A 26,236-nucleotide genomic window follows, 5' to 3' on the forward strand; every position below is an offset into this window, starting at 1 on the left:
GAGCGTCGGAACGAGCGTCGGAACGAGCGTCGGAACGAGCGTCGGAACGAGCGTCGGAACGAGCGTCGGAACGAGCGTCGGAACGAGCGTCGGAACGAGCGTCGGAACGAGCGTCGGAACGAGCGTCATTACGAATTAGTAATTATTTGGTCAGGAGCCAGAAGTCAACCAAAAGCGCTATCAGAACACCGCAAGTTACAGCTAAGATTCTCAGACCATGAAAAAACTGGCGTTGCATAATAGAGGGATAAATTGAGGTCATCTACTGTGCAATGTCCATACCGTGGATCTACGGGAATTCGGAAGAATTGTACCTACAGAAGTCTATTTATCCCTCCATTCAACAATGCCACCCTATGGCAAAAGTCTCTGAACGGACACTGAAACATCTGCAAATGCTAATGGTGTAACCGTTCCTTGTGTAAGAGTATATTCTTCAACATACTTACCATTTTGAGGGTTTCTGAACACAATCATCTGTTTAGCAGATAAACTTAAAACCCAATATTCTTGAATCTCAGCCGTCGCATAAATCGCAGCCTTGATCTCCAAGTCCTTGTTTAAGCTTGTCTTGGCAACTTCTACAATCCAGAAGATATCTTTAGGAGCAGGATGGCGATCGTTGTAGGATGATTCTGGAAGTCGAACAATTGCAATATCAGGTTCGGGTTCCGAGTCGGATAGTGTAATAGGCCCATTGAAACGAACATCAGCTTTACCTGATAACAACTCTTCTAAATATTTTGCACCTCGTTTTGCTGTGGTGTAGTGAATTGGGGTTTCTGGACTCATCTCAACAATTTCGCCTGCTAGCAGTTCCAGATGACGACCACGCAGAATGCCCGCCTCAACCATGCGATGATAGTCGTCTACAGACCATTTAGCCAGGGTTTTCATAGCAGAATTGCTCACATTCTTGTGATAGACCTAGTTCAATTTTATGGGTTCTTGGTTGAGAAGCACCCTAATCAACATAAAATTCTGGTCGTGCCAAGCGATCGCTATTTTAATAACCTCTAGAGGATTTCCAACAAATAAATTATTCAATCTTGTGGGGTATTGTTTATTTCAAAGTCCCTAAGTCTTTAAATGAATATGATCAGAGGGGGCATTTAACCCCCTGGTTTGTCTTGCAATTAAGAGTCACCGCCATACCAGAATGGTTGGTGAGCGGGAGTACTTTTGCTGACATCTAGATGGACAGGGTTAGCGCGTCTCAAACCCTATTGACAGAGGGATTATGGCAGAGGGTCTGAGTTTGAGAGAGCCGCAGCCAAAACAGAAAGCATATAGCGATGGTTCATAGCTGCTCGTCGTGATTTTTGGCGAATGCTGCGACGAAAAGATGATTCTCGCTTCTATTGCATTGAGGGCAATGCGACGTAGTAAAGCAAAGTTTTGTGGGCTGTGCAGAGAACGAATTCGGGACTCATCCTCATGAAAGGTAACATCTAATGTCCAATGAACAGAATTTTCCCTTACACAATGCTGTCGAATTGCACTACCAATTTTGTTTGCATCACTGGCGAGACTAGTAATGTAAAATTGCACCACTTGTGTTGTTTTATTCCAATGCTGACTCGAACGTACTACCATCACGATTGTTTTTAGGGCGTGTTTTCAAACTATAGCCACAAAATAATGGAGGCGATCGCGATCATGGCTGTATAATTGGCTGCAAGTTTTTCATATCGGGTGGCAATGCGACGAAACTGCTTAAGTCGGTTGATGGTGCGCTCAACAACGTTACGTTGACGGTAGATTTCACGGCTAAACGGGCCGCGTCGCGGTTCATTTGAGAGTCGTGGAATGGTAAGACGAATACCACGACGACGTAGATAATTACGTATTCTCCGACCCGTGTAACCCTTATCTCCGACTAATCGTAAAGGGCGCAAACGTGGACGACCTCGCCCAGAACGCTTCACTGCACCTTGTTCCATCAATTGTTCTAAAAAAATTGACTCGTTTCTCTGACCAGGACTGAGGAGAAAAGTTATGGGTTTGCCTTTACCCTCACACCGAATGTGTATTTTTGTACTAAAGCCACTCGCGTGTTCGGCCTAGTTTTTCCTCTTCTTCACCCCCTTTTTTCCACCAGCTGCGTGCTGGTGGGCGCGGACAACTGTGCCATCTACATAATGAACCTGCCAATCTAGGTTGTCTTGTTGATCTGCGATCGCTTGCAGTTGTTCTAAAATTTGGTTCCAGACTCCAGCTTTTTGCCATCGGTAAAACCTTGTGGCGACTGTCTGCCACTTTCCATAACGTTCTGGCAGGTCTCGCCAAGGCGCTCCGGTTCTCAGTATCCAAAGAATGCCATTCACAACTGTGCGGTGGTCATCCTAAAGGCTTACTGTTTTAGGTTTTTGTGCTGGTAGTAACGGTTTTAACCTCTGCCAACGTTCGTTGCTTAAGTCTCCTCGGTTCATCATCATCACAAAGCGATCGCATCTTTTTTTAGGATATAACGAGTTTGAAAACACGCCCTAGCCCTGCTCCGTTACTGAGACGTTAAAATACTATGGTGTCTTCGTCAGGCTTGCATTGAGGGGATTGGGAGACGTTAAACATTGCAAATAACTAAGTATTATGCTAAAAAAATAAATTTTATTAATTAAAATGCTAATCATATACTTATAATGTACCATACAATGCCCGACCAAGAACTATGACATCACTATTGGGCTATTTGTTATTTGTCATTAGCAAAGGACAAAGGACAAATGACCAATGACCAATGACCAATGACTAATAACTAATGACTGAACCATTGATTGAACTCAAAGGTGTTTCTAAGTCCTTTGGTAGCCATAAAGTTCTAGATAATGTAGACTTGACCATTTACCGGGGAGAAGCACTAGGGATTATTGGGCCATCAGGTACTGGTAAATCAACAATTTTACGGGTAATGGCGGGGTTACTTACTGTCGATGAAGGAGAAATTTATGTACAAGGAGTGCGGCGAGACGGTTTGATTGAGGATGGTGGCCAGCAGGTTGGCATTGGCATGGTGTTTCAGCAGGCAGCGCTATTTGATTCGCTGACGGTAGAGGAAAATGTGGGATTTTTACTTTATCAAAATTCCAAGCTACCGCGATCGCGCATCCAAGATTTGGTAAAAGAAAAATTGGAGATGGTAGGTTTGCCAGCAATAGGCCACCTCTACCCAGCCGAACTTTCCGGGGGAATGCGAAAACGGGTAAGTTTTGCCCGTGCGATTATGTCTAATCCCGATGATCCCACAGAAGGCCCAGAAATTCTACTATACGATGAACCAACAGCCGGACTTGATCCCATTGCCTCAACAGTAATCGAAGATTTAATCCGCTATTTGCAATGTTTACATGGAGTTTGTAGTACTTATGCTGTTGTTACCCACCAAGACAGCACTATCCGTCGTACAGCTGATAGACTTATATTTCTCTATGAAGGTAGAGTGCAGTGGCAGGGTACAGTTAGTGAAACATACAACACAGAACATCCTTTGATCAAACAATTTCTCAGTGGAAGTGTGCAAGGGCCGATTCAAGTGGTCGGTTAGAAAGTGAGGAGTTAAGAATCAGGAGCGAGAGTTAAATTTACCTCCTAACTCCCAACTCATAACTCATAACTCATAACTAATTATTGGGTGGAGAAAAAAAATGCGAGGTCTTATGACAAGCCGCTTCGCGTCTGGGCGAACATTTAGAGAAGGCTCTGTGGGGTTGTTACTCCTGCTAGGAGTAGGGGTATTTGGATTACTGTTTCTGTGGTTAAATAGATTCACTGCTGCTGGCCGTTCATACAAGGTTATTGTGGAATTTGCTAACGCTGGCGGAATGCAAAAGGGAGCAACAGTTCGCTATCGAGGCGTTAAGGTAGGAACTATTTCCCAGGTTCGACCAGGGACAAATGCCATTGATGTAGAGATTGAAATTGCCCAAACTGACCTACTTCTCCCCCGGAATGTAGTGGTAGAAGCTAATCAAAGCGGATTAATTAGCGAAAGTATCATTGACATCACACCAAAAGCACCGTTACCTACTGGGGTTGTGATTGCTAAACCCCTAGATAAAAATTGTGATCCCAGCCTTATAATTTGTAATGGCTCTCGGTTAAAAGGTCAGATTGGCATCAGTGTTGATGAACTGATTCGCAGTTCAAGTGAGCTAGCTGCTGTATACAATGACCCCAAATTCTATAGAAATGTCAATAGGGTTCTAGAAACTACCACAGGCGCAGCAACCAGTTTTACTGCGCTAAGTCAGGATTTACAAGGTTTGACCAAGAACTTGCGACAACAACTTAATACGTTTTCAGCCACTGCTAATTCAGTGCAACGAGCGACAAACCAACTGAGTGCATCTTCAAGTCAAACAATAAATAAATTCGGTGCAACTGCAACTCAAGCAAATCGTTTGCTCAACAACCTGGATACTTTGTTGACAACAAATCGTTCTTCGCTGGTTGGCGCTTTGAACAATATCACTGAAACCAGCAACCAACTGCGTGTTACAGTCACTAGCCTATCACCAGCTGTGAATCGATTCACTCAAGGAAAATTAATCAACAATTTAGAAACTCTTTCAGCAAATGCAGCGCAAGCCTCAGCTAATTTACGTGATGCTTCAAAAACCTTAAATGACCCAAAGAATGTGGTGCTGCTGCAACAAACTTTAGATTCAGCACGAGTAACGTTTGAAAATAGCCAAAAAATTACATCTGATTTGGATGAGTTGACAGGTGATCCTACTTTCCGCCAAAATTTGCGGCAATTAGTGAATGGTCTAAGTAGTTTGGTATCTTCTACACAACAGATGCAGCAACAAGTGCAAGTTGCTACTACTCTAGATTCGGTAAAAACTGCTGTGAGCAAACCGAATAATCTAATTCCTACCCCAGCACCAACCCAAGAGGCGATGTCTAATGACAAGTCGCTACCCGTCTATGAAATTAATCCCTCACCTGCTAATTTTGAAAGTAGCGACACCAACCTTCAACCAACCCCCAGTCCGTCTACCCCTAACTCATCCCAAGAAGACCTTTTAAAGCAGCTGCGGGAGTATGGTAAGCAACGGGAGCAACGGGAAACGGGAAAATAGGCAATACGGCTTGACCGAATTTTAGATGGATAATGGAATTGAAAAATTCGTGTTGAAAAGTTTGCCACGGAGTGATAAGAATGTCCGCTTGATTGCTTATTAAACCCGAAGAACCCCACCCCGCCAAAGCTATGCTTTGTCTCCCCTAAGAGCAAGCGAGGAGGGTGTAATGATTGTGGTTAGCATGACTATTTATGCGGACATGGGGTCAATCTAAAATCTAAAATTGTTTGACTCAATGCTGACTAGCAGCTAAACGATTCACTCACCCACCACAAGACCAGCAATTACCAAGCGCCATACTTGGGCAAAATCCGTGTCGATGTCTCGATCACTCCATTCAGATGCATGGGCTGGATGGTGAAATCGAACCATCGCTTGAAAAGACCTCTTGCAAAAGTCCCTAACACCCCACCCCCAACCCCTAAGAGCTCTTCGGGAGGGGAGCGTTTGCTTTACTCAAATGCGGGGTGGGGTTCTTTATTTTTGATTTATGCAAGAGGTCTAAACACTGCCTTTGCTGCTGCCTGCGGATCTGTTACCCTAAACTCGTTACTGGAAATACCACTCTCGACGATCGCCAATTGTTATTTTTTAGTCAGATCAGGGAACTCTATTAATACGATTCAGTAATTCGTGCAGCGTTGACCAGAGAAAGGCTTTCCGTAGGGTAGCAACTAGTATTGGTTGTTGTAGGTTTATTTGAACTGTGTTGTAAAAATATTTTGAGTTTTGAGGATCGGCTGATGGATAAATCAATTATTCAGTTGGTTGACGAATTACCGACTGACAATATCACTGTGAAAGTTTTAAAAGCTCTTGATTATGTAGCACCAGGTGAGTGGAGCAATTTGACGGGATTTGAGAATAATATTCGCAGCATTACTGGAGAAACAGATGCTAAGGTAATTCAGAAAATCCGCGATCGCGCTGTTGTTCTATACGAAGATCCTCAACAAGGCTATCAGTTCGCAATCAAACTTTATCAAACAATTGATAAGGCAGACACAGCTATGGCAACGGCGGCTTTAGCGAATAAAGTTAGTGAGAAAATCGGCTTTCTCTCTTTTTTAGGCAAAATTACTCCGAAAGCTGACGTAACTCAATCCATTGACTTAGTATTGAAAATCGCCGTTGAAATCATCGCCTTTTGCAAACTAAATGGTATTCCTCAACCTAATCCCCAAGAGTTTGCTAATTCCCTCGCTAACAACTATCAAAATGCATCCCTAATGCGGATGGTAGCTCTAGTTTGTCTAGACGGAATTTTGCCCTTAGGCCCTGACTTTCTGAGCAAAATTCAAGGAGTTATTAGTGGTACTGATACTGGTGCAATAACTCAAAATCCGGTTTTTTTAGCTATCAATAACTTTCTACCAGGTAGTAACCCCTCTGATAAAGTTGGTTTTATCAGTCAAGGTTTCAACTCTGTGCAAGGTTGGATGAATAACTTAGTATCCAAAACAGGCATAACCCCGCAATCAATTTCTAGTCATTTGGGTAATTTTATTCAGATTGCTGATGATAATTTAGATTTAGTAGCAGCATTCCTAGATCAAACTACCAATTACTACGAACATACGGGAATTCAAACTGTCGTTCGCAGCTTGATTTTGCAAGCCTATACTTTAGTAAAAGAGGAAATTAAACAAGAGGAACAAAAGTCTATCCAAGATGTTTCATCTGCTGTTAAGTCAGATAAAAATCAGTATGAACTCAGCAAAACAGTAGAAGTCTGGGATAGTGAGGAAGAAGATTGGTATCAGGGAACAATTGAGAAAATCCAAGATGAGCAATTCTTTATTCATTACCTTGGTTACGGTTCATCTTATAACGAGTGGGTGGGTGAAGATGACATTCGGACTCGCGATCTTCGCTCCTCTGATGACAATGGATATGCAGTGGGTCAAAAGGTAAAATGTTGGGATGATGACCAAGAGGCTTGGTATTCTGCAACGATTCAGCAAATCCAAGGTCAGCAATACTTTGTTCACTACATTGGTTATGACTCATCCTATGATGAGTGGGTTGATAGCGACGAAATTTCCTAACTGTTGAATTAGCACAGGGCCGACGAGAGCAATATCTCCGATGGGTTATTTGCTGTCGCGCCCTGTGCTAGCATACAGCATTTTTCAAAATTTATAATTGAAGAATAATTCTCTTAGTCAGAATTCAGGGCTATTTCATTCTCATCTAGCCCGCCTCAGAATGAATTCTGAGTCTAATAGCGAAAGTCATCTAAAGATGACTGAGAAAAGGTTATAGTCTGTTTTAACGGACTTTAGCTAAAAGCCAAAGAACTTTAGTTCTGGGCGGTTTATGTATAGAATGAAATAGCCCTAGTCAGAATTACTGTTGAGATAAGAATGGTTCAAATAAATGATAAGCCTGATAATTACGAAAATGTCTAGCGTATAAGTCAACACCATCACTAGCCGATTCAAAGCCATCATCTAATACTGAATTCACATCTATTACCTTTTTCAAAGACCAGGTAATAGTTTCTCCATCCTCATTTTTATAGCTGACTTCTTCTTTTTTAGCATAACTTATAGCCTTTTCTTTGGCTTTTTCTAAAGAACTAGATTTGAGCAAAACAAAGCATTCCTGGTACAACGGTTGATAATCCGGTGCATCGGAGGATGATTCATAAAGAATTACGGCAATGTAGAAGGATTCCGTTTTATCTGCACTTTCGGGTTTCATCCAATATCCTCCGAGACTACTTCTTGAATCTACCATCGTTCAATAACTTCTAAGCCCTTTTGCCAGGGGCTGATTTATCGTTTTTGATGTCTTCTAAATAGGAGTTTAAATACTGGCTGGGAAACTCCCGTCTAATTGATGCTTTGCAGCACGTACTAATAAAAGTATCAGCAAATAAACTTAAGTTGTCGTTTGCTTCACAACTGCCACCTGGTCTAACTTGACTTATTACCAAGGACAGCTTGAATAAATGTGCATTCAATGAATATGTTACAGTCTGGGAATGGGTGGCCATCGGTTGCAGAATCAATCCCACAACGAAAAGACCGACCAGTGGGTTAGGTAGAGGTTTTTGTAACATCAGGAAACAAACTCTTTTTAATTACAAATTATTTTGACACTTGCGCTACGATATCCCCTATTGCCTTTGTGCAATCTATATGAGGAGTAGTACAGGTCAAACACATGATAGAAGAATTCAATACACAGGGCGCAGAGAATCTGGTTGCGATCGCTGATCAATTCGCTGGGCTAGGGAAGGTTACAGGCGTTAAAGCATTTGGAAGTGGTAATATCAATGACACCTTCTTAGTAAATCTAGATTCTTTAAAAGAACAACATTTTGTCCTGCAACGCATCAATAAGCAGGTATTTCGGCAGCCACAACTGATTATGCAGAATATGCGTACCTTCACCGAGCATGTCTGCAAACGGTTACAGCACACACCCCTGAATCGTCGCTGGGAAGTGCCACGCGTACTCTTGACCAAGGATGCTCAAGACCACTGGAGGGATGCAGACGGCTCCTTTTGGCGGGCGATCAGCTTTATTGAAGGCTCCCAATCTTTCGATACTATGCGCGATCGCTCACACGCGAAAGAAATCGGTTATGCCTTGGGGATGTTCCACAATTTGATCAGTGATTTGCCACCAGAAAAACTCGCCGATACTCTTCAAGGATTCCATATTACACCGCTTTATCTCCAGCATTACGAAGAAGTGTTGGCGAAAACTATTGCGTGTCAATCTTCAGAAGTTAATTATTGCTTACAGTTTGTTAGCGATCGCCAAACCTTTGCATATATCCTAGAAAATGCCAAAGTTGAAGGCAAGTTACCCTTGCGTCTGATGCACGGCGATCCAAAAATCAATAACGTTATGTTTGACACTGCTACCCTGCAAGCCGTCAGCGTCATCGACCTCGACACCGTTAAACCCGGTCTGGTACATTACGATATTGGTGATTGCCTGCGATCGGGTTGCAATCCGGCTGGAGAAGAAACTGAGAATTGGGATAGTGTTTATTTCGATACCGACCTGTGTCAGGGAATCTTACAAGGTTATCTCTCGGTAGCAAAGGCATTTCTTACTGAGAATGACTATGCATATATATACGATGCAATTCGTCTGATCGCCTTTGAACTAGGATTGAGGTTTTTTGCTGATTATTTAGCAGGGAATGTCTATTTTAAAGTTAAACACCCAGAACATAACTTGGCAAGAGCGATCGTCCAGTTTAAGCTTACCGAAAGTATTGAATCGCAAGAAACGCAGATTTGTAATATTATTAAAGATATCAAATGAACGACCAGACATTTTCCCTGCAACCCTTTCCTTCTACAAAATCCCTGCCTAATTTGAAAATTGCAGGTAATATTGCCAGAAATGGTAATAAACTTGCCATCCGCTATATGCTTGAGGGCGATTTAAAAGAAATTGTAATCGCTCCACCATCAAATACTCCATCACGCAAGCATGAACTTTGGCAAGACACCTGCTTCGAGTTCTTCGTTGGCATCAAAGATTCTCAACGGTATTGGGAATTTAACCTCTCCCCCGGCGGATACTGGAATGTCTATCGCTTTGATGGATATCGTCAAGGAATGCAAGAGGAAACAGCTTTTGAAAACCTACCGTTTAATGTTCAAAATCAAGCCGATGGTTTAATACTTGTGTTGGATGTAGATTTGGATAAAATCATCTCTGTAAAGCAAGCTATTAAAGTTGGCATTACAACTGTCATCAAACATAGAGATGATGAGGTGACTTACTGGGCGTTAACTCATCGAAGTGCAGAGGCTGACTTTCATCTACGAGATAGTTTCATCCTTGAGTTGTAATTTTTAAAAGTGCGATCGCACTAGCAGGCAGAAAAAATTAGGTTAAGTATCTCAACCACAGCGATATTTACACATCTTCTCCTTTATGCTTGTTGCTTTATCACTTATATATGTAAAGAATAATGAAGCATTAACGTTATTTTAGGACAATAAATAAACTATTTTGCTTATTTCGTTTTTAATATAAACAACCACATCCACAAAGGAATGCGGTTTCTCGGAGGAGTAGATGTCAAAATACGACTTTCATTATTTTCAAGGGAGTACTCTTTCTGATCTGTTTGCTCAAGATATCACAGATGCATCTTATGGGTTTATTTTAAATTACCCTGCAACTGCCAGTTGGGCTGCTTATCCCAACCTGAAAAAATATTTTATTCAAGATGGCAGTAGTGAAGCCACCAAAACCTCCTTCGACAAGATTTGTCAGAAGGAACCTTGGAAAAATCTGGCTGTGTTAGGCGATCGCATTCCAGGAATTGTGATTATACCACCGCCAAAGTCGCTGCTTGAATATTGGCAAGAGCATTTCGGCTTCAGCTACTCTAATAGGTCGATGATGGATCGCTTGACTTATCTGGATGATCTCAGCCACAGCGAACGCTTTGACAAACTCATTAGTCTATTTCCCTTTGATCACCTCAAACCTGAAAAACACGCTGTTGATCCAGACACTCATTATCGCTTACTCAGCAAAGTAACTCTAGCCGAATTGGGGGTGCAATGTCCGAAATACAAGAGCTATAATCTGCACCAAGTAAATATCGAAGACATTCAGTTACCACAATACCCCTACTTAATTAAAACGTCCCACGGACTCTCAGGAGAAGGCACTTATATCATCAAAAGTTCCAGTGATTTGAACTACTGCCTTGAAGAAATTAGGAAATATCTTGATATTAAGTTGCTTGATACGATTATTGTTTCGGAGTTCGTCAAGAACGAGGTGCAGAATTACTGCGTACAGTTTTATGTCAACAAGGCAGGAGAGATAACCCTCATCGGCACTACCAGCCAACTCGTCACTCCAGAAGGCAACTATTTAGGGGGACTGATTGACTACCGCAACACTGACATGAGCAAGTTCTTTGAGATGATTGCTAACGTTGGTCAGTATGCTCACAAACAGGGTTATTTCGGCATGATTGGCTTTGATGTGTTGGAAGACCAAGACGGACAATTTTATGCGATCGATGCCAATTTCCGAGTCAATGGCTCGACTCCGTTGTGCTTACAGCGTAATACCCTAGTGGGATTGGGAAAGGGAGTAGCTAAATATTCCAGTGATTACCGCATGGAAGGAACATTGGATTCAATTTTAGTCAGCTTAAAAGCAGAACTAGATCGCAAGGATTTAATCATTCTGTCGGCTTTAGAGAAGATAAAATACGGAAAAATCAACACCGATATTTATGCGATCGTTACTGGAGAAACTATCCAGGAAATGCAGCATATCGAGCATAAATTACAGAATAAGGGATTACAATGGCTTCCTTAAATAGCACCACTGTTGATATCTGGTCTTAGAAAGCCTTGTTGAACATAAAAACTGGTGTTTTTTGCCCAAGTCCTAAGAGGATGTCTGTAAATCTCTTGTATACATCGAACGCTTAGAATTCTCCTTTTTAAGGGGGAATTTTAAACTCTTATTTTCCCTTTTTTAAAGTGGGTAGGGGGAATCAGCAAATATTTGATATTTCTCAGATATCCTCTAAAGGTAATTAACTTCGGTTTATACAGTTGAGTAGAGGAAAAAGTGAAAAAAATAACTTAGAATACTACGATTTGAATGCAGATAAATGGTGGAAGGAAGACGAAACTTTATATCTGTCTAAGTCTACATGAATTGCCCCTACGTGAAAATAAGGGTTTCGGCTATTGTTTGCGTAAGTCCTGACTATAAATATTTTCTGATTAACAGGCAATACTGCGTAGGTTCTGCCTAAAAGATAACTCCAATGTAGGTTGGGTTGAGGAACGAAACCCAACATTTTCAGGGGTTTGTTGGGTAACACTTAAGTTCAACCCAACCTACAAATTTTCTTAACCGAGCAGTATTGGATTAACAGTGATTAAGTTGTATTGGAAATTACATTTGACCTTAATAGTATACAGAGCCTTTTATAGATGAAAATTTTATAGTAATTAAGTATAACAAGATAAATATTATTTATTACTTTATTTAAATATATTTAATAAGGATAAAAAGCCGTATGCACAATGGGCAATGGGATGTTGGCTACAGCGATGAAGAGTTATCTACATGGGCCGAGCGTATCCGTTCATTTCTGAGGCAGAGGATTAACGTTTATGTTTACTTCAATAACCATCTCAATGGACATGCTATTCATGATGCTCAGAAATTGTATATTTTGCTGCGATGTTGTTGAAATAAGTGTTGCTCTGAACTTAATATTAGAGGCAGGTAAGAAAAGGCAACCCCTGCCCCTATTAATAGTTAAAAACTTATTCCTCAACTTCAATAAGATTAGTTGACTGCCTGATGGGAAAAAGGACTCGCATGAGCTGACCCACTGGTACTGAGCGCTGCTCTTGAACAAAAGCCAAAAACACAAGTGCAGCCATTCGTAGTAAGCCTGAGAGAACAAACAACCCTAGCAAACCTTCGATAAAAGGTAGAGTCGTTAGAAAGCTACCAACACTGATACCCATTGCTCCAGTTATACCAGCAACTGCGCCTGCGATCGCAAAGTAACTAGATTGATAACGCACCGGTGATATTCCCATCATCAGATTGTTGGTACACAAATCAATTGCCGCCCACGTCCCGCCAGCTAGTATATGCAACAACGGTAACCAGATCCAAAAAGAAATTTGATCGCTTCCAACTCCCAGCCACAGCAGAGGCGTCACCGCCACCAAGACTCCCACTAATAACAGGAGTGGACGATTCCCAATTCGGTCGGCCAGTTTCCCCCACAAAAGCAGCATTAACATGTTCGCACCAGTTCCTAAACCGTGATAAATTGTTACCACACTAATATCTATATCCAGGTTATCCAGCATATAGAGGTTAAAGAAGGGAGCGCTGATGTTAACAGCAAAGCACCAGATGCTCAGGTAAAGTACAAACTTGCAAAAATTAGCATCTTTAAGAAAGCTAAAATCTATACCCTGAGACTGCGGTTGGGATGTGTCTGAACCCGTGGCTGTTAAAAGCTGCGGGTTTACATCCGTCATCCAGAACTGACAGATTTGACTGATTAGCCCTAGCAAAATTCCTAGAACCAACATTGCACCATAGCCTTGAAGTGTTCCACTAGGCCAAACCGATACTGCTAAACCTAGCAACGGCACACCAATAAGGTTAGTCAACCCGACAACACTATTGCGAAAACCGAAATATCGCCCCCGCAACCGCTGAGGTACTAACACAGCCGACCACCCAAGCCAAGGCGCACGACCGAAAGCTTCAATGATATTACTTACCAAGAGAATTGCCAAAGTCAACTCTACTACTTGGTATCCAGCTAGATGAGATGAAGTAACCAAAACAATCGCTGGCAGAAGAATCAACCACACCAACCGCGATGGGATGAAAATACACAGGAAATACCAGCGAAAGCTGGTAGTTCGGTTTACCAAATATGCTCCCAGTGGTTGAAGCAGATTCACCATCTGAGGGATAGCAGCCAGCAGACCAATTTGTACTGGCCCAGCACCTAACTCTAGCAAGAAATTACTGAGCAACGCGCCGCCGATGACACTATAAAAAATCGTAGCAAAGACACTCTCATAAGTTAGCGCTTCAAGGCTTTTGCGAATTTCTAGCTTAGGAATTTTCAAAAACAGTTTCGGAGTTGGAAAAAGTACCGTCTCCGTTAATGCCCTATCCTCTGAGACTTCTTGAATAGGGACAGGGGGAAGAGAACTAGCTTCTACTGAAATGTCATCTTCTTGGGACTGAACCATATTATCTAATCAATATTTAGAGAGTTAAATTGTTATAGCTACTATTAGACACAATTAGTAAAACTTATATAATATTTCATCAATAAGCTTTAACGCATTGCAATTCCTTACTTGTCCGGAAGACTAGGGCGTGTTCTCAAACTACTCGTTTAGCCTCCTAAATTTTGAGATGCCCCTAAATCCAAGCCACTTGCTCTACTTGGGGAGACACCAGACGCTCATTCGCCCTACAGCCCCTTGGGCATCCTACGGCAGGCATCTTCCCTTCTCCCAAAGGGAGAGGCTAGCGCCTACCGTAGGATGCCCGAACGCGAATTTATGTTGAGCGGAGTCGAAACACAGCGTCTCCTTTAGGAGAAGGGCTGTAAGCATAAGACCGCAAGACCGTATCCCCTTAAAAACACTTGATTCAGAGTCTCTTAAAGCCCCCCTTTTTAAGGGGGGTTGGGGGGATCTAAGACTTTAAAAACACGCCCTAGTTCATAGTAAGTATTGAGTAAGTATTGACTATAAATTGCTTTCGCAGAGAAGACAGGCATATAGGTGCGCTTGGGCTTCTAATCAAAAAAGCCAATTAATTGACATAAATTTAATTCTATCTATAGAGATTTCGCTAGAAACTTCCTTATATAAATATTTTTAGCAAATAATTGATATTTTGTGGAGAGATAATAATCCGTATTTGCCAAATTCAGTCTTAAGAATTAATACCTTTGCAGAGGAATCTTAAAATTTAGCTGGCACTAGTACACATAGACATAAATAATGCTGAATTATAACCAATAATTAGGATTGGGGTTTAAGTTGGGCTTCTTTGAGTAATTTTACTAGATGACATGGAGATAGAATTTCCAAGATACCCTGTTTGTCTATTTAACCTGCTAATTCCAGCAATGCAAAATAACGAATATGGAACCAATTGCATAAGCCTTGAGGAAATTATTCATTGGAAATTTCTATCGTGAGGTATCATTGCTCATTCTACGGAATGTGCCACGATCGCAGTAAGTATAAGTAATCAAAATTTTTTATGGCACAGACGGAAATTAACGATATATCGGCAGATAGCTCCTTAGTTGATCCAGAAAAAGACCTACTAGGACATGCGAACTTTGCCAAGTATCTAGCGGAAAGTATTTGCAAAATGACCTATCCTGAAGGTTTCGTTATTGCAGTTTACGGTTCTTGGAACTCTGGCAAATCTACATTATTAAACTTTGTAGTTCACTATCTTCAGCAAAAGCCAGAGGAGGAGAAACCAATCATCGTTCCTTTTAATCCCTGGTTATTGTCTGGACACGAAAATATCACAAGGCGCTTTTTTGACCAATTAAAAAACGTTTTAAGCCAAGAGTCATCTGTGCCAAAAGGTTTGAGAGAGAGAGTAGCTGATTTTGCCGCCATTATTTCAGATATTCCTCTACCTTATGCTCAAACTGGCAAGGCATTAGCAGCATTATTGGACGATAAGGACAAGGAAGCTGCCGAATTAAAAGAAGAAGTAGAAGACACGTTAGTACAGCAGCAACGGCGAGTAGTCGTCACAATTGACGATATTGATCGGTTGGCTACAGAAGATATCAAGCAGTTATTTCGTATTTTTAAAGCAATGCGAAATTTTACTAATCTTGTCTATCTTTTGGTTTTTGATAAAGAAATTGTAATGAGAAAAATTGCAGATACTAAAGAAATATCTGAAGAAACATACTTAGAAAAAATTATTCAAGTTAGTTTTGAGTTACCTATTCCTGATAAAACCTCACTTCGTAGGCTGCTTTTTGAAAAGCTTGATAACATATTTAGTCAAACACCAAAACAACAAATTAACCAAACTCGGTGGGGTGATGTTTACTTTCAAGGAATAGAACATTTTGTTACTAACATCCGCGGTATTGTTCGTTTGGTTAACACTTTAACAGTGACGTATCCAGTAGTAAAAGATGAAGTAAACCCTGTTGATTTTATTGCTATTGAGTCTTTGCGAGTTTTTTGCCCCAAGATATATAGTATAATCCATCAAAATCCTCATATTTTTGTAGGAAAGGTAAACCTTTCAATAGACGAACTCAAAAATCTTCTGAATACCTGGATTGCTCAACTGCGAGATGAAGACAAGCAGCCCATTACAAACCTGCTAATGCTCCTTTTTCCTAAGTTAAAATTCATTTTGGGTAATACTTATCTAGATGAAAAGCAAGAGTTGGAATGGCGCGAACAGCTACGTGTGTGTAGTTTAGAAATATTTCCTATTTACTTTCGTCTGTCGTTATCAGCAGGTGAATTATCTAATATTCAGATAAAAATCATCCTTGGTTTGGTTGAAAATACAGAGAAATTTAGAAATTATCTGATAGAACTTGCTAAACAAAAACTTCCAAACGGCACAACGCAAGCCAGGCTGTTTATAGAACAGCTAGAAAATTCCACTGAAGAAATTCCTGTGAATTACATCCCTTCAGTTGTAGAAGCTTTGTTTGATGTAAGTGAGCAATTATTATCTCAAGATGATGAATCTCATAGCATTCTTGCTTTTGGCAATGAAGTTATCATTAGTCGTTGTATCTCGCAACTCTTGCGTCAAATTAATGAAACATCACGGTTTGAGTTACTAAAAAAAGTAATTACCCAAGGGAAAGGGTTACCAATAATTAATCATGAAATTGCAATACTAAAAGAGCAACAAAGTCAATACAGTACAGATAAATCTAACTATGAAGAGAAATGGCTTGTGAACGCACAGCACCTCAAAGAACTAGAAGAAATGACTACCAAAATATAGGTAAAAACTGATACTACCTATAACTAATATAAAATCTGGATTGATTTATAGTGTTTCTTGGTTGCGTACAATATAGTAACAAAAGTGGGTTAAAAATAAACTGGCGCAGTATTCGCCCAATCTTCAACATTCAATCATCGCCCGTCATGTAGAAAGTCCGGCTGAGTTGGGAGAACGCTTAGGGACTTATAAAGGTAATTATTACCACATCGATATGACCTTAGAACAAATGCTTTGCTTCCGTCCGTTACCGGAATTAGCTAACTACAAAACACCAATTGATAACTTGTATCTTACTGGTGCTGGAACTCATCCGGGTGGTTCAATTTCTGGTTTACCGGGACGCAACTGTGCGCGTGTGTTTTTGCATAATGAGCAACCCATCGCCCAGAAAATCAAGGAAGCGGGAGGTTCAATTAAATCTGCTTTCGCATCTGTCTTGAGGAGTGAATCAGACTAATATCATGTCCGCTTGATTGCTTATTAAACCCGAAGAACCCCAAAGAGCCAAAGCTGTGCTTTGTCTCCCCTCCCCGCAAGCAGGAGAGGTTGGGGGTGGGGTTCTTTTATTATGGGTAATTTGGCGGACATGATATAAGAGGCTGTTTGTAAAAAAAGTAAATAGCATCAGGAGATTGCATCACTTCAAAGTGGAGTCTGAAGTAGGTAAACGACGACAGATGATATTTTGTGAAGTTTGTTGATCAAGTTCCTGATGCTTCTTCGCCGAAAGTATCAAAAGTCTAGACAATGCTTACAGATACTTCCTGTGACGCTTCCAGATTCCCCAATAGACAGAGAACTGCAACCGTAATAGTAACTAAGATGTGGGTGTAGGAGAGTTATTAAGGAATGTTTTTAATGGCAACTGAAACTAATAAAACGCTTGAATTATCTACTGAAGCTAAAGCCTATAATGGTGTCGATCGCAATGCTTGGATTCTTGGGTGGAATCCCCAACAAGAGTTAGCCAGAGTTTATAGCGATCGCCTCCAGCAGAGCTATTATTTACTCATACTAGAAGGCTCAGAAGAAGAGATTCATCGCGCCGAACCAATACTACGCGATCGGGGTATTGAATATTGGGGCATTTATGATTCCCCGCAGGCTTCAAATTGTGGGGTAAATTAGTGCTTTGTTAAAACAAAAACCTTTTTCACAGGTGTTGCTATATCTGTGCATTGAATCCAGAATTTTTAACAAATTCTTATAGCGGTTATTGTGCGGATTATCTTAGGAAAAATAACGGAGTAAACCTAATGGCCACACAGCAGCAAACTTGTGAAATAAACCAACTGCTGAAAACATTTGATGCATTAATTCAGCTATCCCAAGCTAGCTTTGACTATCAGTTAGTGCTGGCAGATATTTGGATAAAGGCATTTTCGGAACTGACGCGGGAGTTAGCTTCTTACGAAGCTAAGGGTGAAACAATTGACAATTGGCGAGAGTTTCTGGAAGTCTGGAGTAATATATTTGATCGAGAATTTGCACATAAGTTACGTTCAGAGAATGCCCAGGCAATTCAAGGGAAATTCTTGAAGGTAGGCATGAGCTATTGGCTCGAACAACAACAGCTGCTAGAAGGAGTTCGTAAGAAGCTTGAGGTGTCAATTTGTAATCAGGTGGATAAAAATACCTCTTGCAAAAGTCCCTAACACCCCACCCCCAACCCCTCCCCGCAAGCGGGGAGGGGAGCGTTTGCGTGAGCAAATGCGGGGTGGGGTTCTTTATTTTTGATTGATGCAAGAGGTCTAAAGTAAGGTTTAATTACATCTACTTATTTCTACCTTTTTTGCTAATCCTAAAGCTAGATGTTTTTTCTGCAATTAGAGGCAAGATTGTAATAAGTAATTAAAAAAGATAAGAACATGAACACTGATAATGTAACCAATTCTAACAATACCGAACGGACAACACTTGAAGGTGGAAGCAAAGAAGCTCTCAATCAAAAAACCTCTGTGCAATTTCTACTTAGCACAACTCTGGGAGTGTTAACAATTATCCTAGCTGCTGTAAGTGCTTATTATGGACTTATTCGGTTTTAACTAGTTCCGTGGGTTTAAGTCCCCCGGTTCAATAAAAAAGCAAGTTTTCTGTTGGGGTTAAATCCCCATTACAAAACTTAGTTACGAATTACGAATTACGAATTACGAATTATTTAATCGGATTTATTGAAGCACGATATTTTTGTTTTTTTGATGACATTGAATAATTTCAGATATAACATGAACCTCAGCAAAATGTATGGTACTGCTTTGAGTTTATCAAAAGCCCTTATTTGGGTGAAAGCACTACCATATTTTTCTGAGGTTTGAACTTTCCTTTTTCTCATCCAAAATGTTATCAAAAAACGATGTACGAGTCTATCGAGCTAATCGAAAAGCTAGTTAATGGCATAGATATCTTCAACCGCCTGCGCCAACAAGAGATTCAGATTGGGGTGACACCTAAGCAAGAGGTATACCGGGAAGACAAGGTAGTACTGTACCACTTCCAATCACAAACGGAAAACTTGTTTAATATTCCGATTCTAATCGTTTATGCCTTAGTTAACCGTCCCTACATTGTAGATTTACAGGAGGGGCGATCGCTTGTTGCCAATTTACTCAACCTGGGTCTAGATGTTTATTTAATTGATTGGGGATATCCTAACCAAGACGATCGCTGGCTCACTATTGATAAATACATCAATGGGTATATCAATAACTGTGTAGATGTCATCCGCGATCGCCACAACTTAGAGCAGATTAACTTATTGGGAATTTGTCAGGGGGGAACCTTCAGTCTTTGCTACAGTTCCCTTTACCCAGAAAAGGTAAAAAACCTGATTACTATGGTTACGCCAGTCGATTTTCACATCAATGAAGGACTTCTCAATGTATGGAGTGGAAGCAGTTTAGGGAAACAAGCATTAGATGTGGATCTTCTAGTTGACACTTTAGGTAACATTCCTGGCAACTTTCTCAACTTTGTCTTCGTAATGCTGAAGCCTTTTCAGTTGGGTGTCAAAAAGTATATTGATCTACTGGAGATTGTTGAGTATGAGGACAAGCTGCTCAATTTTCTCCGCATGGAAAAGTGGATTTTTGACAGTCCAGATCAAGCTGGAGAGACTTTTCGACAATTTATTAAGCACTTCTATCAAGAAAACAAATTAATTAAAGGTCAAATTGAGATTGGCAATAAGCGAGTAGATTTGGGAAATATCCGCATCCCAATTTTAAACATTTATGCCGAAGAGGATCATCTAGTTTTACCGGCATCATCTTTAGCTCTTGAAAAATATGTTGGCAGTGTTGATTATACAGTGCGATCGTTTTCAGTTGGACATATTGGTATGTATGTGAGCAGCAAAGTCCAAAAAGACCTACCGCCAACAATTGCCAATTGGCTGAAGGCGCGAGAATAATTGTAGATTCCCAGTTATTGAAAAGTAGGGCTATTTCATTCTATACATAAACCGCCCAGAACTAAAGTTCTAGGCTAATAGCTAAAGTCCGTTAAAACGGACTAGAACCTTTCCTCAGTCATCTTTAGATGACTTTCGCTATTAGACTCAGAATTCATTCTGAGGCGGGCTAGATAAGAATGAAATAGCCCTGATTGAAAAGCATCCTCTAGGCTTCGTTGAAAGGTCTGAGAAACGACTCAAAATTATTGGGAAAATCTATTATTATATTTACTCCTATTGAATGGTGTTGATGCTGTCTATTTATATTAATACTTATATTTTTATACAAAATTTCATTTACTTCTAAAGAATGATTTATTGCTATCAAAATCATTGTAAATTAATATTACAGTTTTTAATAAGTTTATTTTGGCAAAATAAATCATTCAAACAAAAGCAATTTCTTATCAGAAATTAGAAAGAATAATTGATTTAAAATTCAAAGTTGTTTCATTATTTTCAATTCCTAATTCCCTAAAGTGATGAGAAGTATGGAAGAAGCTTATATTGTCTCAGCAGTACGTACACCGCTTGGTAGATTTGGAGGTATCTTAGCAGATTTGTCTCCAGTAGACTTAGGCGCGATCGCCATGCGTGCAGCCTTGGAACGAGCCGGAGTATCAGGAGAAGCTTTAGACTTGTATATTTTTGGTAATGTACTTAGCGCCGGACATGGACAATCATTACCTCGTCAAGCAGCTTTCAAAACTGGAATTCCGCAGAAGGTGAACGGATATGCAGTGAATATGGTGTGTTCATCGGGAATGATGAGTGCTATTAACGGTGTTAGTGCAATTCGTTCTGGTGATGCCCAAATGGTACTAACTGGAGGCATGGAATCTATGTCCCAGACGGGGTTTTTGTTATCGCAACGAGCTAGATGGGGATACAAATCCTTATTAAATTCACCAGAACAACTCACCGATGTTTTACTCCAAGACGGACTCACCGATCCCATCAGTGGCGAAACGATGGGAGAGCAAGCAGAACAACTGGCAACTGCTTACCAAATTACGCGGGATGAGTTGGATGAAGTAGCTTTCTTTTCGCAAGCTAGAGCAGCCCAAGCCACTGAGCAAGGCTTGTTTAAACAAGAGATTGTACCAATTGAGATTGCAGGTAAAAAAGGTTTACAAGTTATAGATAAAGATGAAGGAATTCGCCCTGAAACTACTTTAAAAACTCTTGCTGGACTGAAGCCTACTTTCAGATCAGATGGCGTGTTCACGGCTGGTAACAGCAGTCAAATATCCGATGGAGCAGCAGCTTTAGTTTTGGCAAGTAAAACAGCAGTAGAACGCTACCAACTCAATCCCCTAGCACGGCTGATTGGTGGAGTATGGACAGGAGGAGAATCTTGGCGGTTCCCCGAAGTTCCGATCTTGGCAGTGAACAAGCTTTTAGACAAACTCAAAATGAAAATTTCCGATTTTGATTTGTTTGAAAACAACGAAGCATTCGCTCTAAGCAATGTATTGTTCAATCGGGAGTTAGGCGTTCCTTATGAAAAATTAAATGTCTATGGCGGGGCGATCGCTTTAGGACATCCCATTGGGGCTTCAGGAGCGCGAATCTTGGTGACACTGCTCAACGCTTTGCAGCAGCAAAACGGGCAGTTTGGATTAGCAGCAGTTTGTCACGGTACTGGTGGCGGTACTGCGATCGCACTGGAGAGGCTGAGATAATTAGTAGTTCGTAATTCGTAATACTCGCCTCCGGCGAGAAGCAAGCTACGTAGTTCGTAATTAAGAGTGCCAAATAGTAATTATTTTGACCGTTGTGAAATTTTGAATTTTGAATTTGTTTAACTTATGGCATCTTTGGGATTGGAAGATCAAGTGGTTTTGGTAACTGGTGGTAATCGGGGAATCGGGGCTGCGATCGTCAATCTGCTTTTGGAGTTGGGAGCTAAAGTAGCTTATACCTACCGCAGCGATTACAATCCGCAGATGGGGAGTTTGGCAATCTCAGCCGATGTCACCGATAAAGCAGCTATGGAGGCAGTGACAGAAAAGGTTGAAGAGAAACTTGGCCCAATTTACGGGGTTGTGGCTAATGCTGGAATTACACGAGACAATTTTTTCCCAAAACTGACAACGGCAGACTGGGATGCAGTAATCGACACTAACTTGAAAGGAGTCTACAACACCTTAAAACCCGTTATTCCCAAGATGTACGAACGGCGTTCTGGCTCTGTTGTCTGTATCACTTCAATTTCCGGCGATCGCGGAAATCTCGGTCAGACAAACTATGCAGCATCCAAGGCAGGAACGATTGGCTTGACAAAATCTCTGGCTCTAGAAGCGGCGCGTTACGGAGTGCGGGCTAATACTGTGTCACCGGGATTTATTGAGACTGATATGCTCACCCCGATTTCAGATAAAGTCAAGCAACGGATTTTGTCTGAGATTCCCCTGTCTCGCTTTGGGAAACCGGAAGAGGTTGCTTGGGCAGTAGCATTTCTGCTCTCGCCAATAGCCAGCAGCTACGTCACTGGTACAGTTGTACGAGTCAACGGCGCTCATCATACATGAATTGGGCATGGGGCATGGGGCATGGGGCATGGGGCATTGGATGGATTAGGAATTTAAATTCCAGTCTTTAATAAATGGCAAATTCAAAATAGTGGGAGTAACTGTGAACATGGGATTTGAAAAGCGGCAAATAGATGTAGGTGGACTTAATATTCGCTACTTGAGTGGGGGTAATGATGATCCACCGTTAGTTCTGCTACATGGAGTCGGTGATAGCGCTGTTGATTGGTCTTGGGTAATATCTGCTCTAGGAACTAAACATCGTGTTATAGCCGTAGATTTCCCAGGTTCCGGGGATAGTGCTAAACCCAAGCGTGAATATTCGCTGGAATTTTTGACAGAATTCTTAGCTGATTTTCTCAACGCTTTAGAAATTCAACGGGCAGTATTGGTAGGCAATTCTTTAGGTGGTTTGATTGCTTTGCGCTATGCACTGTCAAACCCCGAACGAGTACCAGCATTAGTACTGGTAGACAGTATAGGATTTAGCCAATTCGTCAACCCAATTCTGTCAAATTTGACTTTGCCCTTGTACGGAGAGTTAGCGATCGCTTGGAGCAAAACACCTTTGGGCGCGAAGCAAAGGGCTTGGTCACGGGCGGCGTTGCTTTTTGCTAATCCCTTGCAAGTTCCCAACGCATGGCTAGCAGAACAAGAGCGGCTGGGGCTGCTTCCTGGCTTTTTGGAAGCGAATTTATCTATACTGCGTTCTCAAATATCTGTATTAGGACAGAAGCAGATAGTACTCGACTACCTACCAAAGGTAGAAATGCCAACCCTAGTTGTATGGGGTATTAATGACCTAGTTTTGCCGAATTACCAAGCTCAAGATGCAGTCAGCCGTTTAAAGCAAGGACACCTAGCTTTGATACCCAATTCTGGTCACTTACCCCAAGTCGAGCGTCCTGAATTATTTACCGACGCGTTGAACCAGTTTCTTGCTTATCACCTTTGACTAGGGACTGAGAAACAATTGTTTTAATCCCGAATCCCTATTTTCTTTTAAGGAGTAACACTTATGCAATTAAAGCCAATCAATCAACAGGTCGTTTCCGTCGTTGGAGCCTCTAGCGGTATCGGACGAATCACAGCTCTTGAGTTTGCTAGACGCGGGGCAAAAGTGGTAGTCTCGGCTCGCGGTGAGTCGAAACTAAAGTCTTTAGTAGAAGAGATTCGACGTTTTGGCGGCGAGGCAACTTATATTGTGGCCGATGTAGAAGTATTTGATCAAGTCAAGGCGATCGCAGATAAAACTGTGGAAGTCTACGGGCGACTCGATACATGGGTACATGTCCCCGCCATCGGCATCTTTGCCACTTTCGACAATACAACACCAGAAGAGTTTAAGCATGTTATTGATGTCGATCTGATGGGACAGGTGTATGGTGCAATGGCGGCCCTACCCCATCTGAAGCGTGAGGGACGCGGGGCACTAATCCATGTCTCTTCGGTGGAAGGTACGCGATCGCTCCCCTACCAAAGTGCTTACTCGGCAGCCAAGCATGGGGTCGAGGGCTTTATCGAAGCCATGCGCGTTGAGTTGCAACATGAAAAATGGCCTATCAGCGTCACAAGTGTGAAGCCAGCAGTGATCAACACTCCCTTCTGGAACAATGGGCGGACGAAATTAGGCGTAAAGCCTGCCGGGATACCACCTTACTACGAGCCTAAACTTGTAGCTGATGCTATCCTCTATGTAGCCGAACATCCAACTCGTGACTACTTAGTTGGGGATGTAGCTAAAATATTAGATTTGGTACAGCGCATCTCACCACCATTAGTAGATTCACTGTTACTGCTCGTCGGCTTCAACTTACAGCGTAGTTCCGAGCCGAAGTCTGAAGATGCACCAAATAATTTTTACCAACCTGTTGCTGAACACGACAAAGTTGACGGAGATTATAGTAACTTAGTTATACCTAGCGTTACTGACTGGCTAGAAAAAAATCCGCTTCTCCAATGGGGTGCGATCGCTGGTACAGCAGCATTAGCGTTGCTAGCAGCTCAACTCTTGAAAGATTAAGGATAAATACAGTAGCTCCCCTTAAAAATAGGGTTCGGATAAGCAGGGGAGGCAAAAGGGTTATTGTTCAGTAATTAATTTTTCTCTCCCCCTGCCCCCCTGCCTGCCTCAACCAAAAAATTCTTTAACCGAACTGTATTCAGATGTGAGTTCGACGAACCTCTCCCTGCCTTGAACTTAAGTTCAAGTCTGTCCCTCTCCGAGTCGGAGAGGGACGGTTTTGCGTAGTAATATCATGTCCGGTTGAACACTTGTCAATTGCGAACGAAGTGAAGCAATCGCAGAGTCCTTGTGATTGCTTCGCTCCACTTCGTTGCACTCGCAATGACATATCATAAGCAATTTGCCGGACATGATATAAAACCTTCTTAGAGGTTTTTTGATTGGGCTAATTAGACGGATACTATATGAGCCGTCGAATTCACGTTATTGAGGATCAAGCTTTAGCAGAACGAAGTACACTAATAAAGTTTTGAGCATAATTCTGCGTTGAGAAATCGAGGGCGCGTTGCCTAGCAGCTATTCCGGCACTTTGGGCAAATTCTTGCTCGTCAAGATAGCACAGAATTGCGATCGCTAATTTCTCTGCATCACCATAAGGTGTTAATAATCCATTCATCCCATCGGTAATAATCTCTGTCGGGCCGCCTGCATCACCAGCAATCACAGGTTTACCCAGCGCCATCGCCTCAATAATCACAATCCCAAACGGCTCTTTATCCGATGCATGAACGAATACATCCATCGCCTGCACCCACTCCGGGATATTACGCTGTAGTCCAGCCATAATTACTTGCTCTTTCAAGTCCAAGGCGGCAATTTCGGCTTTTAAGAAGTCCTGATAATCCGGTTCTAAATCGTGCTTACCGCCAACCACTACACAATGAGCATCAGGATAATTCTGTAAAATTTTTGGCATCGCTTGCACCAGTACGTGCATTCCCTTCCATCGTTGCAATCGCCCAACAATTCCAATCAATGGCCCATGTAAAGGTAAGCCCAGTTTTCGCCGTGCTTCTTCTGGAGTAGGTAAAGCATTAGGCTCAAATCGGTCTAGTGCAACACCAGGATAAACCAAAGGTGTTGGTCTGTGGGGCCAAATCTCTGCCTGTGCTTGCTTGCCATCTTGGGAGAGAGTGATAATTGCACGAGCTGGGATTAAAGTAGCGATTCGCACTAACCAAGTTTTATCACTAGGCACTTCTAGCTGATACCACACAGCAGGTAACCCTGCAAGCATCGCCGCCAAACCTCCAGATATATGCGTAATCCACATCCAATTGACAATTATATCTGCACGTTCGCGGCGTGCGATCGCAGCTATCCGAAAAACGGCAGCAATAAAACGGTGGATTTGGCGTAAACGTCCACTTTCCACAACTCGCGCATCAATGCCAAGGGACTTTACTTGTTCAACCATCGGGCCGTTTTCTAAAAATATCACCAGCCACTCGACACCAGCATTACGTCCCTGCTGTACTAAATCCCAAAGCATCATTTCACCGCCACCTCGTTGCTCGGCGAGTGGCATTACAATAATTGCTTTCATAATATATCAGTCCTATTTAAGTTGTAAGATTTTGTTTTTTAACTAACTACA

The 26,236-nt window shown here is 41.7% G+C and carries 25 protein-coding genes and 2 pseudogenes; 18 read left to right on the forward strand and 9 right to left on the reverse strand.

Annotated elements, in window-relative coordinates; genetic code table 11:
- The coding region (locus LC586_RS21640) for a hypothetical protein (RefSeq protein WP_229486752.1) at positions 1-240 on the forward strand (240 nt) is incomplete at its 5' end.
- A 114-nt stretch (positions 241-354) separates the two neighbouring features.
- Here the strand turns inward: LC586_RS21640 and LC586_RS21645 are convergent.
- The 3 genes and pseudogenes from LC586_RS21645 to LC586_RS21655 form a co-directional block, all read right to left on the reverse strand.
- Complete coding sequence (locus LC586_RS21645; RefSeq protein ID WP_229486802.1) at positions 355-897, reverse strand: Uma2 family endonuclease; 543 nt, start codon at positions 895-897, stop codon at positions 355-357.
- Positions 898-1,206: 309 nt separating this feature from the next.
- The gene (locus LC586_RS21650; protein WP_229486803.1) at positions 1,207-1,596 is read right to left on the reverse strand and encodes an ISAs1 family transposase; all 390 of its coding nucleotides are present in this window, start codon (positions 1,594-1,596) and stop codon (positions 1,207-1,209) included.
- 29 nt (positions 1,597-1,625) lie between these two features.
- Positions 1,626-2,432, reverse strand: a pseudogene (locus tag LC586_RS21655) (IS5 family transposase).
- Between the two features lie 329 nt (positions 2,433-2,761).
- Between LC586_RS21655 and LC586_RS21660 the strand changes: the two are divergent.
- Entirely contained in the window at positions 2,762-3,544 is a 783-nt protein-coding gene (locus LC586_RS21660) for an ABC transporter ATP-binding protein (RefSeq protein ID WP_229486753.1), read from the forward strand.
- Between the two features lie 100 nt (positions 3,545-3,644).
- Positions 3,645-5,084 (forward strand): MlaD family protein, encoded by a 1,440-nt coding sequence (locus LC586_RS21665; RefSeq protein ID WP_229486754.1) that lies wholly within the window; start codon positions 3,645-3,647, stop codon positions 5,082-5,084.
- 261 nt (positions 5,085-5,345) lie between these two features.
- Here the strand turns inward: LC586_RS21665 and LC586_RS40765 are convergent, their stop codons facing one another.
- Positions 5,346-5,459, reverse strand: coding sequence for a hypothetical protein (locus LC586_RS40765; protein ID WP_267921710.1), 114 nt, complete (start codon positions 5,457-5,459; stop codon positions 5,346-5,348).
- Positions 5,460-5,575: 116 nt separating this feature from the next.
- Positions 5,576-5,668, reverse strand: a complete 93-nt coding sequence (locus LC586_RS42720; RefSeq protein WP_438822920.1) for a hypothetical protein — start codon at positions 5,666-5,668, stop codon at positions 5,576-5,578.
- Between the two features lie 162 nt (positions 5,669-5,830).
- On the opposite strand from LC586_RS42720, the gene LC586_RS21670 reads away from it, so the two are divergent.
- Positions 5,831-7,135 carry a Tudor-knot domain-containing protein gene (locus LC586_RS21670; protein WP_229486755.1) on the forward strand — a complete coding sequence of 435 codons (1,305 nt, stop codon included), beginning with the start codon at positions 5,831-5,833 and terminating at the stop codon, positions 7,133-7,135.
- Between the two features lie 301 nt (positions 7,136-7,436).
- On the opposite strand, the gene LC586_RS21675 is transcribed toward LC586_RS21670, so the two are convergent.
- Together LC586_RS21675 and LC586_RS21680 are read right to left on the reverse strand one after the other, a co-directional pair.
- Positions 7,437-7,793, reverse strand: a complete 357-nt coding sequence (locus tag LC586_RS21675) for a DUF4288 domain-containing protein (protein WP_229486756.1) — start codon at positions 7,791-7,793, stop codon at positions 7,437-7,439.
- Positions 7,794-7,842: 49 nt separating this feature from the next.
- A complete protein-coding gene (locus LC586_RS21680; protein ID WP_229486757.1) occupies positions 7,843-8,154 on the reverse strand; it encodes a hypothetical protein in 312 nt (103 codons plus the stop codon).
- Between the two features lie 104 nt (positions 8,155-8,258).
- On the opposite strand from LC586_RS21680, the gene LC586_RS21685 reads away from it, so the two are divergent.
- From LC586_RS21685 to LC586_RS21700, 4 genes are all read left to right on the forward strand, one after another.
- The gene (locus LC586_RS21685; RefSeq protein ID WP_229486758.1) at positions 8,259-9,377 is read left to right on the forward strand and encodes a phosphotransferase enzyme family protein; all 1,119 of its coding nucleotides are present in this window, start codon (positions 8,259-8,261) and stop codon (positions 9,375-9,377) included.
- The gene (locus tag LC586_RS21690) at positions 9,374-9,913 is read left to right on the forward strand and encodes a DOMON-like domain-containing protein (protein WP_229486759.1); all 540 of its coding nucleotides are present in this window, start codon (positions 9,374-9,376) and stop codon (positions 9,911-9,913) included. Before LC586_RS21685 ends, LC586_RS21690 begins: the two co-directional genes overlap by 4 nt.
- A 229-nt stretch (positions 9,914-10,142) precedes the next feature.
- Positions 10,143-11,411, forward strand: a complete 1,269-nt coding sequence (locus tag LC586_RS21695; protein WP_229486760.1) for an ATP-grasp domain-containing protein — start codon at positions 10,143-10,145, stop codon at positions 11,409-11,411.
- 703 nt (positions 11,412-12,114) lie between these two features.
- A complete protein-coding gene (locus LC586_RS21700; protein WP_309143396.1) occupies positions 12,115-12,303 on the forward strand; it encodes a DUF72 domain-containing protein in 189 nt (62 codons plus the stop codon).
- A gap of 76 nt (positions 12,304-12,379) precedes the next feature.
- On the opposite strand, the gene LC586_RS21705 is transcribed toward LC586_RS21700, so the two are convergent.
- Complete coding sequence (locus tag LC586_RS21705) at positions 12,380-13,846, reverse strand: MFS transporter (protein WP_229486762.1); 1,467 nt, start codon at positions 13,844-13,846, stop codon at positions 12,380-12,382.
- A 1,030-nt stretch (positions 13,847-14,876) separates the two neighbouring features.
- Here LC586_RS21705 and LC586_RS21710 point away from each other — a divergent pair.
- The 10 genes and pseudogenes from LC586_RS21710 to LC586_RS21755 all read left to right on the forward strand — a co-directional run bounded on the left by LC586_RS21710 (position 14,877) and on the right by LC586_RS21755 (position 24,636).
- A complete protein-coding gene (locus tag LC586_RS21710; RefSeq protein WP_229486763.1) occupies positions 14,877-16,625 on the forward strand; it encodes a P-loop NTPase fold protein in 1,749 nt (582 codons plus the stop codon).
- 88 nt (positions 16,626-16,713) lie between these two features.
- Positions 16,714-17,085: pseudogene (locus LC586_RS21715) on the forward strand (phytoene desaturase family protein); the annotation flags it as partial.
- 401 nt (positions 17,086-17,486) lie between these two features.
- Entirely contained in the window at positions 17,487-17,756 is a 270-nt protein-coding gene (locus LC586_RS21720) for a hypothetical protein (protein WP_229486805.1), read from the forward strand.
- 128 nt (positions 17,757-17,884) lie between these two features.
- The gene (locus LC586_RS21725) at positions 17,885-18,283 is read left to right on the forward strand and encodes a poly(R)-hydroxyalkanoic acid synthase subunit PhaE (RefSeq protein ID WP_229486764.1); all 399 of its coding nucleotides are present in this window, start codon (positions 17,885-17,887) and stop codon (positions 18,281-18,283) included.
- Positions 18,284-18,496: 213 nt separating this feature from the next.
- Positions 18,497-18,673 (forward strand): hypothetical protein, encoded by a 177-nt coding sequence (locus LC586_RS21730; RefSeq protein ID WP_229486765.1) that lies wholly within the window; start codon positions 18,497-18,499, stop codon positions 18,671-18,673.
- A 308-nt stretch (positions 18,674-18,981) separates the two neighbouring features.
- Positions 18,982-20,037, forward strand: a complete 1,056-nt coding sequence (gene phaC / locus LC586_RS21735; RefSeq protein ID WP_229486766.1) for a class III poly(R)-hydroxyalkanoic acid synthase subunit PhaC — start codon at positions 18,982-18,984, stop codon at positions 20,035-20,037.
- Between the two features lie 524 nt (positions 20,038-20,561).
- Complete coding sequence (locus tag LC586_RS21740) at positions 20,562-21,764, forward strand: thiolase family protein (protein ID WP_229486767.1); 1,203 nt, start codon at positions 20,562-20,564, stop codon at positions 21,762-21,764.
- 126 nt (positions 21,765-21,890) lie between these two features.
- A complete protein-coding gene (gene phaB, locus LC586_RS21745) occupies positions 21,891-22,613 on the forward strand; it encodes an acetoacetyl-CoA reductase PhaB (protein ID WP_229486768.1) in 723 nt (240 codons plus the stop codon).
- Between the two features lie 109 nt (positions 22,614-22,722).
- The gene (locus LC586_RS21750; RefSeq protein WP_229486769.1) at positions 22,723-23,568 is read left to right on the forward strand and encodes an alpha/beta fold hydrolase; all 846 of its coding nucleotides are present in this window, start codon (positions 22,723-22,725) and stop codon (positions 23,566-23,568) included.
- 63 nt (positions 23,569-23,631) lie between these two features.
- Positions 23,632-24,636, forward strand: a complete 1,005-nt coding sequence (locus tag LC586_RS21755) for an SDR family oxidoreductase (RefSeq protein ID WP_229486770.1) — start codon at positions 23,632-23,634, stop codon at positions 24,634-24,636.
- A 436-nt stretch (positions 24,637-25,072) separates the two neighbouring features.
- On the opposite strand, the gene LC586_RS21760 is transcribed toward LC586_RS21755, so the two are convergent.
- Positions 25,073-26,185 (reverse strand): glycosyltransferase family 4 protein, encoded by a 1,113-nt coding sequence (locus tag LC586_RS21760; protein ID WP_229486771.1) that lies wholly within the window; start codon positions 26,183-26,185, stop codon positions 25,073-25,075.
- Between the last annotated feature and the right edge of the window lie 51 nt (positions 26,186-26,236).

The organism is Nostoc favosum CHAB5714, assembly GCF_020829495.1.
Lineage (GTDB): Bacteria > Cyanobacteriota > Cyanobacteriia > Cyanobacteriales > Nostocaceae > Nostoc > Nostoc favosum.